This is a genomic window from Gilliamella sp. B2717, assembly GCF_026536675.1.
GTDB classification, from domain to species: domain Bacteria; phylum Pseudomonadota; class Gammaproteobacteria; order Enterobacterales; family Orbaceae; genus Gilliamella; species Gilliamella apicola_I.
Genome location: NZ_JAFNNQ010000003.1, coordinates 162,186 through 174,229 on the forward strand (window position 1 = coordinate 162,186; position 12,044 = coordinate 174,229).

At 36.3% G+C, this 12,044-nt stretch carries 14 protein-coding genes; 6 read left to right on the forward strand and 8 right to left on the reverse strand.

What is annotated here, in order from left to right:
• Nucleotides 1-78: 78 nt before the first annotated feature.
• The 6 genes from ybeY to trxB all read right to left on the reverse strand — a co-directional run bounded on the left by ybeY (nucleotide 79) and on the right by trxB (nucleotide 5,887).
• Nucleotides 79-543, reverse strand: coding sequence for an rRNA maturation RNase YbeY (ybeY, locus tag J3U35_RS01935; protein ID WP_267351572.1), 465 nt, complete (start codon nucleotides 541-543; stop codon nucleotides 79-81).
• A 14-nt stretch (nucleotides 544-557) separates the two neighbouring features.
• On the reverse strand, nucleotides 558-1,028 hold the full coding sequence (rlmH, locus tag J3U35_RS01940) for a 23S rRNA (pseudouridine(1915)-N(3))-methyltransferase RlmH (protein ID WP_267351570.1): 471 nt from the start codon (nucleotides 1,026-1,028) through the stop codon (nucleotides 558-560).
• Nucleotides 1,029-1,032: 4 nt separating this feature from the next.
• Entirely contained in the window at nucleotides 1,033-1,350 is a 318-nt protein-coding gene (rsfS, locus tag J3U35_RS01945; RefSeq protein ID WP_065559148.1) for a ribosome silencing factor, read from the reverse strand.
• Nucleotides 1,351-1,576: 226 nt separating this feature from the next.
• A complete protein-coding gene (gene cydC, locus J3U35_RS01950; RefSeq protein ID WP_267359182.1) occupies nucleotides 1,577-3,208 on the reverse strand; it encodes a heme ABC transporter ATP-binding protein/permease CydC in 1,632 nt (543 codons plus the stop codon).
• Nucleotides 3,202-4,917: a heme ABC transporter permease/ATP-binding protein CydD gene (cydD, locus tag J3U35_RS01955; protein WP_267359184.1), complete on the reverse strand. Its 1,716-nt coding sequence runs from the start codon at nucleotides 4,915-4,917 to the stop codon at nucleotides 3,202-3,204. Before cydD ends, cydC begins: the two co-directional genes overlap by 7 nt.
• Nucleotides 4,918-4,933: 16 nt before the next feature.
• Nucleotides 4,934-5,887, reverse strand: coding sequence for a thioredoxin-disulfide reductase (gene trxB, locus J3U35_RS01960; RefSeq protein ID WP_267359186.1), 954 nt, complete (start codon nucleotides 5,885-5,887; stop codon nucleotides 4,934-4,936).
• A gap of 398 nt (nucleotides 5,888-6,285) precedes the next feature.
• Between trxB and J3U35_RS01965 the strand changes: the two genes are divergently transcribed.
• A complete protein-coding gene (locus J3U35_RS01965; RefSeq protein ID WP_267359188.1) occupies nucleotides 6,286-6,471 on the forward strand; it encodes a hypothetical protein in 186 nt (61 codons plus the stop codon).
• A 65-nt stretch (nucleotides 6,472-6,536) separates the two neighbouring features.
• Here the strand turns inward: J3U35_RS01965 and J3U35_RS01970 are convergent, their stop codons facing one another.
• Both J3U35_RS01970 and J3U35_RS01975 read right to left on the reverse strand, forming a co-directional pair.
• A complete protein-coding gene (locus J3U35_RS01970; protein ID WP_267351560.1) occupies nucleotides 6,537-7,187 on the reverse strand; it encodes an NAD(P)H-dependent oxidoreductase in 651 nt (216 codons plus the stop codon).
• Between the two features lie 8 nt (nucleotides 7,188-7,195).
• A complete protein-coding gene (locus J3U35_RS01975; RefSeq protein WP_220216675.1) occupies nucleotides 7,196-8,446 on the reverse strand; it encodes an AmpG family muropeptide MFS transporter in 1,251 nt (416 codons plus the stop codon).
• Between the two features lie 226 nt (nucleotides 8,447-8,672).
• Between J3U35_RS01975 and J3U35_RS01980 the strand changes: the two genes are divergently transcribed.
• From J3U35_RS01980 to rpsR, 5 genes are all read left to right on the forward strand, one after another.
• The gene (locus tag J3U35_RS01980; protein ID WP_267351759.1) at nucleotides 8,673-9,662 is read left to right on the forward strand and encodes a 2-hydroxyacid dehydrogenase; all 990 of its coding nucleotides are present in this window, start codon (nucleotides 8,673-8,675) and stop codon (nucleotides 9,660-9,662) included.
• Between the two features lie 55 nt (nucleotides 9,663-9,717).
• Nucleotides 9,718-10,791 (forward strand): lytic murein transglycosylase B, encoded by a 1,074-nt coding sequence (gene mltB, locus J3U35_RS01985; protein ID WP_267351558.1) that lies wholly within the window; start codon nucleotides 9,718-9,720, stop codon nucleotides 10,789-10,791.
• A gap of 330 nt (nucleotides 10,792-11,121) precedes the next feature.
• Nucleotides 11,122-11,505, forward strand: a complete 384-nt coding sequence (gene rpsF / locus J3U35_RS01990) for a 30S ribosomal protein S6 (protein ID WP_065559156.1) — start codon at nucleotides 11,122-11,124, stop codon at nucleotides 11,503-11,505.
• Entirely contained in the window at nucleotides 11,492-11,797 is a 306-nt protein-coding gene (gene priB, locus J3U35_RS01995) for a primosomal replication protein N (RefSeq protein WP_411596968.1), read from the forward strand. The genes rpsF and priB overlap by 14 nt, the downstream gene beginning before the upstream one ends.
• Nucleotides 11,798-11,801: 4 nt before the next feature.
• Nucleotides 11,802-12,029 carry a 30S ribosomal protein S18 gene (gene rpsR / locus J3U35_RS02000; protein ID WP_025314965.1) on the forward strand — a complete coding sequence of 76 codons (228 nt, stop codon included), beginning with the start codon at nucleotides 11,802-11,804 and terminating at the stop codon, nucleotides 12,027-12,029.
• Nucleotides 12,030-12,044 lie beyond the last annotated feature (15 nt).

A 12,044-nucleotide genomic window follows, 5' to 3' on the forward strand; every position in this document is an offset into this window, starting at 1 on the left:
GATGTAAATTATTTTTATACTCAGCTTAGTTAATGTGAATTATAAATTGAATGAGAATAGTGTAATGATTTGTTTTAATTAGTCAATGGGTTGATAAGGATCATCAAATCCTAACTGTTTCATAATATCAATTTCGATACTTTCCATTTCTTCCGCTTCTTCGTCAACAATATGATCATAACCGAGTAAATGCAAACAGCCATGCACTATCATGTGAGCCCAATGCGAAATTAATAATTTATGTTGTTCTTGTGCTTCTTTTTCGACGACTTGTTTACAAATAATGAGATCACCTAAAAGTGGCACTTCAATATCAATTGGCGACTCAAAAGGAAAAGATAACACATTGGTCGGTTTATTTTTTTGTCGATAGGTATGATTTAATTGTTGGCTTTCAGCTTCATCAACAATACGAATCGTTATTTCTGCTTGATCCATAAATTGAGGCAGAATAACGTTTAACCACTGCATGATTTGTTGTTCAGTGGGAAGGCGATCAGTTTGTGTTGTTGCTACTTGCAGATCTAAGATAATTTCACTCATGATAAACTCTGTCATTATTCACGATGATAAGGATGATTAGTGGTTAAACTCCAAGCTCGATACAGGCTTTCAGCCACAATAACTCGAACAAGAGGATGAGGTAAGGTAAGGGGGGATAATGACCAGCTTTGTTCTGCTGCTGCTTTGCAAGCTGGTGAAAGTCCTTCAGGCCCACCAATTAATAAACTGACATCACGTCCATCTGTCTTCCAACGTTCCAATTGCTCGGCTAAATTATGAGTAGTATAAGGTCTACCGGGAATGTCTAGCGTGACAATACGGTTACCTTTGCCACAAGCACTAAGCATCGATTCGCCTTCTTTATCTAAAATACGAACGATATCGGCATTTTTAGTACGTTTTCCTGCCGGTATTTCGATTAATTCTAAAGGCATATCTTTCGGAAAACGAAAGCGATAATCATCAAAAGCTGTTGTGACCCAATTAGGCATTTTAGTGCCTACAGCAATGAGCTGTATTTTCACCTAATTAACCCCAAAGTTTTTCAAGTTCGTAAAGTTGACGACTTTCTTCTTGCATGATGTGCACAATCACAGAATCCATATCCACAACAACCCAGTCAGCATCACTTTGTCCTTCACTACCTAAAACAAGATACCCATGCTTTTTAGCTTCATCAATTAAATGCCCTGCAATTGAAGACACGTGACGATTTGATGTACCGGTGCAAATGACCATATAATCAGTAATACTTGATTTACCTTTCACATCAAGAATGACAATATCCTTGCCTTTTAAATCATCAATTTTATCTGTAATGAAATCTTGTAATGACTGTTGCAAAATAAACTCTCTATCAATCTAAATAAAGCACTAGTATAACATATTTTAAAAATTGCAGTGTAGATAACCATTAGGCAAAAGTTATCTTACAAAAAATTTAAACATCTTAACTGGTTTGTCACGTATTCAAGTTTGACTGTTTAAAATGTTAAACAGTCACAAAATGTACGTTCCCTAAAAATTTATCCTAAAAAAACATTTAAATAATAACACTATGTTACACGCTAAGTTAGAGCGAAATTACTCGATCAAATAACGGATTATCAATTAAACGATGTGTTACCATAAGTAAAGTTTTACCTTTACAGGATTGTTGGATAAGTTTAATGATCTGCTGTTCCGTTTGTTGATCCAAGCTTTCGGTCGGTTCATCCATTAAAATCAAGGGTGAATGATGCAGTAATGCTCGAGCAATCCCAATACGGCGAATTTCACCACCCGATAACGCACGCCCACCTTGCCCAATAAGTAAATCGAGACCTTTTTCCGTAATAAGTAATTTATCCAGCTCAACCTGATGTAAAACATCTATCAATTGCTGATCGGTAGCCTGCTCATTACCAATCAGCAAATTTTGCCGTAACGTATCGCTAAAAATGGTAATAACTTGCGGAACGACAGCAATAGCTTGGCGAAGTGTTTTTTCATCCAACTGGTTAATAGGGGTATCATTCAAATAGATTGACCCCGAATTGGGTTCCCAAATGCGATTAATCAGATTGAGCAGTGTTGATTTACCAGAGCCGGTTTTACCAATCAACCCAATATGCTCACCAGATTCAACCGTTAACGAAAAATCCTTTAATATGATAAAAGGTTGATTTGGATAACTAAAATTAACTTTATCAAATTGTAATTTAGCCATTGTCAAATCAAGTGTTTTACCTTCTTTCACAAAGGTAATTTCAGGTGTTTGACTAAAAATAGCCGTTATACGGGATGCCGATGCGATGACTTGCCCTAAAAATATAAAGGCATTAGGAATGGGCATTAAAATTTCTGCACTGGCAAGACAAACAAAGACAAATAAGGCAACTAATGGCGAAAGTGTATATTGAGTGATCAGCCATAATACCAGCAGTGTTAAAAAACCTGAGATTAATAAAATTAATGCACTCGATAGCGCCATTAACGTTGATTGACGTTGTTGATTACTAAGCCACTGTGATTCAAGTTCATCAAGTTTATCACGATACTTTGCTTGGGCATTAAATAAAGTGAGTTCAGCTTGTCCTTGTAAATAGCTAATCAGTTGTGAACGATAATCGCTTTGCTGTTTTGCCAATGTCTCGCCTAATTGTTTACCGGCATAATAAAAAATTACAGGTACAGTAAGCAAAGTCAGCGTGAGAATAATGGTAATGATGAGCGCAATAGGTAGATTAATGTAACTTAATCCGATAAATAAAATTGCGATCATTATCAATGCAGTTACAATGGGTGAAAAAAGTTTTAAATAAAGGTGATCAAGCGCATCAATATCGACAATAAATCGATTAAGCAGATCCGCTTTTTGATATTGTGCTAATTGATTGGCACTTAATGGTAATAGTTTGCGAAAAGCTAATGTCCTTAAGTAAGCAAGAATTTTGAAGGTTGTATTATGATCAACTAAACGCTCCATATAGCGTGCTGCCGTTCGGGTAATCGCTGCTGCCCGAACCCCAGCAGCAGGAAGCATATAATTGAAAGAATACAAACCAGCTACCCCCACAAAAGCGGTTGACGCTAAAAACCAGCCAGATAAAGAGAGCAAAAACACACTTGCAAACAGGGTGAGAATCGATAAAGATAATCCAATTAAGATTTGCCAAAAATAGTGTTTATACAGAGCAATGTATGGACGCAAAATTGCTAGCATGTGATCTCCTTAACGTTACAATTTAATTGACCATGAGCCAGTTGCCAAACTTGATCTGCGTACTGCATATCGTCCGACTGATGGGTAATTGTAATCGTATTAGGGGCAATATTATGTCGTTCTAAATGATTAATTGTTTCTTGATCTAAGCTTGCTGTAGGTTCATCTAAAATCAATAATTGGCAAGACTTTAGCATCGCTCTGGCTAAAGCCACGCGCTGTGCTTGTCCAATCGATAAACGGATAGCATCTTCGCCAATAAGGGTATCTAATCCTTCGGGCAGTTTAGCTACAACGTCAATAAGCTGTGCTTTACAAATGACGGCTTGAAGTTCTTCATTACTGGCAAGCGGATTACCAAGTAAAATATTATCTCGTACAGAACTATTTAAAAGATAGGGATGTTGACCAATCCAACTGACTTGTTTTTGCCAATCAGTGATATTTAACTGATTAAACTCAATCCCATTGATTTTTAATGAACCTTGATAAGGCAAAAAACCAAGTAAAACTTGCATTAACGAACTTTTCCCCTCGCCACTGGTTCCTATTAATGCTAATTTAAAAGGCGCCTTTAGCGAAAATGATAAAGGGCCAACAATAGGGTGTCGCTCGTTGGATAATACGATTAAGTTATCTGCTTCAATAGATTTTAATGGCTCATTAAAGGGAATCGATTTTACTTGATGTTCAGCATTTATTGATGAATTTTCATCATTTAAAAAAGATTCAATATTATCAGCGGCAGCAATAGCTTCGGCTTTCGCATGATAGTAAGTGCCTAAATCACGTAAAGGCTGAAAAAATTCTGGCGCCAAAATTAACGCAAAAAAACCAGCGAAAAGCGTGACTGTGCCATTATAAGAACCAAAATCAAACTCGCCTAAATAAGAAAATCCAAAATATACCGCCACAATGGCGATTGAAATCGAGGTGAAAAACTCTAAAACGGCAGAAGACAAAAAAGCGACTTTTAAAACTTGCATCGTTTTAACGCGAAAATCTTCGGATGCACGCTTAATCTCTTGAGCTTGTTTTTCGCCTTGATTAAACAGCCGAATGGTATTTAGACCTTTTAATCGATCTAAAAAATGACCGCTTAGATAACTCAATGCTTTAAAGTGGCGACGATTAATATCCGCAGCACCCATACCCACTAAAATCATAAAAATCGGAATTAATGGGGCTGTAGCGAGTAAAATCAGTGCAGCAGCCCAATTAAAAGGGAAAATTGCGATACAAATTAAAATAGGTACCATACTCACTAAACGCATTTGCGGTAAATAGCGGGCAAAAAAATCTTGGAGATTATCAACTTGTTCAATAATTAATGTACTCCATGCACCGGTGGTGCTTCGATTTAGATAGGCAGGGCCCAATTTTTCAAGCTGATTGATTAATTGATGACGAATCTGTTTTCTAACTTTTTTGCCTAAAATAAAATTAATTTTCTCTCGTAAATAAAGTAAACCAGCGCGGACTAAAAACACAATAACCAAACAACCAAAATAAGGCAAAATGTCAAAAAATCTGTGTTGCTCAATAATTAACTTTTGTAAGATCGTCGCTAACAAAGCCGCTTGAAAGATCACAAAAATGGTTAACAAAAAGCCGGTTAAAGTCGAGGCACGCAAGTCAGATTTATATCCTTTTGCATGCTGCTTTAGCCAATTTAATAAATAAGTTTGACGTTGTTTATCTAATGACATGAATATCAATATTTTTCTATTTTAAATTATCTAAATAGTGCTCTGCATCCAATGCCGCCATACAACCCGTACCTGCCGAAGTAATGGCTTGCCGATAAATATGATCCATCACATCGCCTGCTGCAAAAATTCCTTCGACACTAGTTTGTGTTGCTCGCCCTTCAGTACCGGATTTGACTTTAATATATCCATCTTTTAACTCAAGCTGTCCTTCGAAAATCTCGGTATTTGGTTTATGACCTATGGCGATAAAAACGCCCATAACAGCGACTTCTTCACTGATATTGGGATCTTGAGTACTTAGTAACCTGACACTCGTTACGCCCATATTGTCGCCCAAAATTTCATCAACAATGCGATGAGTATGTAAAATCACTTTTCCCTGTTGTACCTTTTCGTGCAATCTATTCATTAATATTTTTTCTGCTCTAAAGGTATCACGACGATGAATTAAGTGAACTTCACTTGCAATGTTAGCTAAGTAAAGTGCTTCTTCGACAGCTGTATTACCGCCACCGACGACAGCCACTTTCTGATTACGATAGAAAAATCCATCACAAGTCGCACAAGCTGATACCCCTTTACTTTTAAAAGCTTCTTCAGAAGGCAAGCCTAGATATTGGGCAGACGCACCCGTTGCAATAATCAATGCATCACAATGATATTCTGTTTCACTGCCATAAAGCTTATAAGGCTTACTGCTAAAATCGACACGATCAATTTGATCGAAAATAATCTCTGTATTAAATCGTTCGGCATGTTCTCGCATTTTGACCATTAATTCAGGGCCTGTTAAATCAGGTGCACCTGCTGGCCAATTTTCGAGTTCTGTTGTAGTGGTAAGCTGTCCGCCTTGCTGTAATCCGGTAATTAAGGTAGGGGAAAGGTTAGCACGTGCGGCATACACCGCTGCGGTATATCCAGCTGGACCAGAACCCAGTATTAACAAACGTACATGTTTAGTCTTCATCTTTAAAATCCTTACTCATTTTTGTTCTGGCATCTTATTGTCAATTTTCGTGCAGAAAATTTTTTAATTACTGACAGCCAACAAACAGTCTACCAATTGATATTAACGATATTTCTGGCTCACAAGTCTATCATTATCAATCTCATTCTGGCAAAAAAATTGATTATTGTAGCGATAGGTAGACACAATATATTTATTTAATTGGTTAAAATGCGATTATCTTTTTCTTTTCGGTTTTTTTAATTGAATTTAAGTTTTTTAAAACAACATTTGTTTTATTTTTATCTTTTTTGCCTTTAAAATGTGTTTTTTTCTTATTCAAAACTTGTTACTTATTTTGATAACTATTATTCATTATTTTTAAAGATGAAATCCTAGCAAGATGGAGGGAAATGAAAGTGAATAATCCTTCAAAAGAAAACGTAGAAGCCGTACTACGAAAAATCAATTGGGCGCAAGAAATATTAACGTCATTACAACAAAATATTACCGATCCACAAATTGGCAATATTTTATCTGGCGTGGTGTTTATTATGGATTCGGCATCAACAGATGCCGAAACCTTATACCAATCGGTTAAATAAATTCGGTGTTGTTTTTTTCATTTTGTTCCTTCCGTCGCCATTAGGCACGGAAGTTTTTTTTAATTTTATAAATACGTTGTAAGATCTTTTAGTGGCCAGCGAATTTTTGCTGTTGGCTCTTTTAATCGATAACCAAACGCTAAACCAAGTCCAATACCATAAGATTCAGCACTAAATTGCGGCATATATTTTTCAAGTATTTGCACAATTTTGTCGTATTCAAATCCCCCAATAGCACACGAATCAATACTTCGATACGCTGCCGCTGTTAGCATATTGGCACAAGCAAGATAATCTTGCATTTCTGACCAATGATTAACGGTTAATCCATTTGCTAAACCATGCTCATAAAAATTGATGAAATATTGACTTGCCGTATCGATTGCAGTTTGATCATTAGCATTCGGTAATCCACGGGCGACGGTACGACGCAAATACTCACTTTGTAATGTAAAATTATTGGCTTTACGATAAAGCACAATGACAAAATGTGAACAACTAGTTACCTGTTCTTGATTGTAACAAGCAGCACGTAATTCCGTTTTGATTTTATCATTATCCACAACGACAAAATGCCAAGGCTCAATACCAAAAGAAGACGGTGATAATCGACCCGCTTCTAAAATGTATTCCATATCAGCCTGAGCGATTTTTTTCGTGTCATCAAACTTTTTACATGCATGCCGAAAATTTAATGCTTGAGTTAATTGATCCATATTCTCTCCTAAGTTTTTTTATTCCATGGCGCAACTACAAAAAGTAATAACATTCCTGGTATAGCAAGAAAAAAGCACAACCAAAAAAAATTAGTCCAGCCTAAATAAGAGGTTAAAAAGCCAGACATAGAATTGATTAATGTTCTCGGTATAGCTGAAAAACCTGTTAATAAAGCAAATTGGGTTGCTGTGAATAGTGGGCTTGTATTTTTAGAAATATAGGTAACCAATGCTGTTGCACCCATACCCACTCCTATTGATTCGCAACTGATTACAATCCCCAACATAATTAATTGTTTATAGGTTATTGATTGAAAGGGTCCTTCACAAGATAAATAAACAAAACCTAAAATTGAAAACATCTGAACAAAACCAGATATCCATAACGAACGATTCAATCCAAATTTTGATATAAATACACCACCAATTAATGCCCCCAAAAGGCTAGGCCATACGACAGCATTTTTAGCTATAGTACCAATATGCCTCATTTCAAACTTCATATCCAAATAGAAAGGTGTCGCTAAAGATGTTGCAAGACTGTCCCCGAGTTTGTACAGAGCCACAAAAGATAATACAAATAAAACTTTTGGGAACGATATACGCTTAATAAATTCAATTATGGATTGCACGAAAACGGATTTATCCGATGGAATGTAATTATTATGCATTGGTTCCTTTAACATCATTGTAATAACTAGCATTGGAACAATGAAAGCTGCAGTGAAAGCAAAAACTTCAATCCAAGATAAATAATCAGCAAGAATGAGAGATAAACCACCAGGAATAAATCCAGCAATTCGATAAACGTTAATATGTATGCTATTTCCGTTACCAAGTTCATTATCACTTAAAATTTCTCTTCGATATGCATCGATAGCAACATCTTGTGTTGCTGAAATAAATGCAGTCAGTAAACTAAGGAACACAATGATATCAATATTGTTTTTCGGTGTCAGAAAACCATATATAGGTATGATGAACAATAAGCTTAATTGTGTTAAAAGCAACCATCCTTTGCGATATCCAAGCGAAAAAGGTGAAATACGATCTAATAATGGTGCCCAAAGAAATTTTAATAAATACGGTATTTGTGTTAGTGTAAAAGCGCCAATTGTTTTAATATCGACACCACCAACTTTTAACCAAGCCGGAATTAATTGAATTATAAAGAAAAATGGTAATCCAGAACAAAAGCCTGTATAAACACAAAGCAACATTTTTCTATTTAAAAATGTACCAGTTAATTTCTTATTCATTATTTAACATTATTGGTTAGTTTTTTAGCAAAGTGCTATCATAACATATCATTGTCAAAATAATCACTAAGGTCAAAGCAAACAATTCATTCATTTTGGTATTTGGCTGAAATTATTTTATTTAGGTTTACAATGTCTGTATAGTTTCAATAAAACTATAAAAAACAGAGACAACTAAACATGCGTTAATCACCATGAACAGAGGTGCAAAAAAATGAAACATTCAATCAAAATTGCGGTTTTCAGTAGTAAACACTATGACAAAGAACATTTAGAGATTGCCAATAAAAAATTTGGTTTTAATATCGAATATTATGATCATAAACTCAGTCATAAAACAGCAGTCACAGCACAAGGTTATGATGCCGTTTGTGTATTTGTTAATGATGAAGTTGATAAAACCGTTTTACAAAAACTTGCGCATTGTGGGGTAAAAATCTTAGCGTTACGTTGTGCAGGATTTGATAATGTTGATATCGCTGAAGCCAAAAAATTAGGCATTACGGTTGTCCGTGTACCGGCTTATTCACCTGAAGCAGTAGCCGAACATGCCGTTGCACTCATGATGACGCTTAATCGACGTACGCATAAAGCCTACCAACGTACTCGCGATGCGAATTTTGCCCTTGATGGCTTAACTGGATTCAATATGCATAATCGTACCGCAGGTGTGATTGGTACTGGTAAAATTGGACAAGCAGTGATCCGAATCCTAAAAGGTTTTGGTATGAATATTTTAGCTTATGATCCTTTTCCAAATGATATTGCAGTCGAATTAGGTGCGCAATATGTCCAACTTGATGAACTCTATGCAAAATCCGATGTGATTACGCTTCACTGTCCAATGAGCCCTGAAAACTATCATCTACTTAATAAAGATTCATTTAAAAAAATGAAAAATGGCGTCATGATTATTAACACCAGTCGTGGTGGATTACTTGATGCGACAGCCGCAATCGATGCCTTAAAGCAAACCAAAATTGGCGCATTAGGAATGGATGTTTATGAAAATGAACGAGACCTCTTTTTTGAAGATAAATCGAATGATGTTATTTTAGATGACGTGTTCCGTCGATTATCATCGTGTCATAATGTGATTTTTACAGGGCATCAAGCTTTTCTAACGCAAGAAGCCTTATTGAATATCTCCGAAACCACATTAACCAATATCAAGCAGATTTCTCAAGGGCAACCTTGTCAAAACATTGTTGAATAGCATGAAATACATTATTATGCTGTTTATTATTTAACTCTTTAAATGTGGATGGGTTATGCAACGTATTGTCATTTTATTCAGTATGGTATGGTTACTTGTTGCTTGCCAAAGTAACAACTCGACAACATCGCCGATGCAACAACATCGAGGTCAATCAAATGTAGCGGGTGGTGTTTATCTTGAAAAAGAGCATGATCTTGTCATTGTCAACGATGCGCCATTGGCTATTGAACAAGAAAAGTTTATCGATAAAATGGTCAATAAACATGGCTTTGATCGGGAACAACTTCGAGAAGTACTAGCACAAACCACAAAACTTGATTGGGTTATAAATTTAATGGACAAACAAGCACCACAGTCGGGGCCTTCGACTGGCCCTAATGGTGCTTGGATCCGCTATAAAAATAAATTTATCACGCCTAGCAATCTGCCAAGAGGAGTAGAGTTCTGGCATAAATATGAAAAAGAGTTAGCGCAAGCTTATAAAGAGTATGGTGTTCCACCAGAAATTATTGTCGGTATTATTGGTGTTGAAACAGGGTGGGGTAGAGTCATGGGAAAAACAAAAATTATTGACGCACTCTCGACACTTGCTTTTTATTACCCAAGACGCTCGGCCTATTTTGCTAAAGAGTTAGAAGATTACTTAATTATGTGTCGAGATGAAGGTGTTGATCCTTTTGATTTAAATGGATCATTTGCTGGGGCAATGGGGTACGGTCAATTTATGCCATCAGCATTTAGAAATCATGCGGTTGATTTTAATCATGACGGTCATGTTGATTTGTGGGATCCGGTAGATGCGATTGGCAGCGTTGCCAACTATTTTAAAGCCTATGGTTGGCAAAAAGGAAAAAAAGTGGCTGTAAAAGCCGATGGACAGGCATTATCGCTTGAAACAGGGTTTAGTACCAAATATTCGATTGAAAGATTGGCCAAAGCAGGATTGAAACCACAAAGCACATTAGATGGCAATAAACAGGTTAGCTTGTTAAGGCTTGATATGGGGAATCGTTATCAATACTGGTATGGATTACCTAATTTTTATGTCATTACCCGTTATAATCACAGTAGCTATTATGCAATGGCAGTATGGCAGTTAGGCTTAGCCGTAAAAGCGGCAAAATAAGATTACAACATAAAATGTTTTCTATGTTCAGGTCACCAAAGGGTGACCTTTTTAATTGGTAAAGAAAGCCAAGAATGAAAATATGATTAGACTTATCAAGAATTATTTAAGAATTTGCTTGAAGTATTCCATAAATTTATTGTTATCAAACAATTATCATCAGTATTAGTCTGGCACAAAAATTTATTAAACTTAACATATTCATTTGTCAATTATGGTCAGTTGATATATAATGCCCCGTCGATTTCAACCGCCAAATTTTCATGTTCCTTGCTTTCAATGGGTTGCGGTTGCCCCGACAGAAAGCTGATTAATCCGTAGGGAGCGATAATGCGTCATTACGAAATTGTTTTTATGGTTCACCCAGATCAAAGTGAACAAGTACCGGGTATGATCGAACGTTATACTGGTACATTAACGACTGACGGTGGAAAAATTCATCGTTTAGAAGATTGGGGTCGTCGTCAATTAGCCTATCCTATCGAAAAACTGCACAAAGCACATTATGTGTTAATGAATGTTGAAGCGACTCAAGAAGCTGTTAACGAGCTTGAAGATAACTTCCGTTTCAATGATGCAGTCATTCGCAGTTTAATTATGCGTACTAAACATGCTGTAACTGAAACTTCACCAATGTTAAAAGCTAAAGATGAGCGTCGTAACGCTGAAGAAGATTTTAGCGAAGTAAACATGGACGATGATTCCGAAGAATAATCGTTTGGTGTTATCGGGTATTGTTACCAAGACCCCGATAAGAAAAATCAGTCCAAGTGGAGTGTCACACTGCCAATTTTATTTAGAACATGTTTCTGAACAAATTGAAGCAGAACTCACAAGGCAAGCATGGTGTATAATGCCCGTTATTGCCAGCGGACAACAAGAGTTAAGTTACATAAAAAAAGGCAGCAAAGTATTAGTGAGTGGCTTTATTAGTACACACACTAAACGTAATCAAACAAGTCAACTTGTGTTACATGCTGACCAAATTAAACTATTAGGAGAATAGCCAAATGGCACGTTATTTCCGTCGTCGCAAATTCTGCCGTTTTACTGCAGAAGGCGTTAAAGAAATTGATTATAAAGATGTTTCTTTATTAAAAAGCTATATCACTGAAAGTGGTAAAATCGTACCAAGTCGTATTACTGGTACTAGCGCAAAATATCAACGTCAATTAGCTCGCGCTATCAAACGCGCTCGTTACTTGGCATTATTACCATATACTGACAACCATCAGTAATTAGCAACAGAGGGA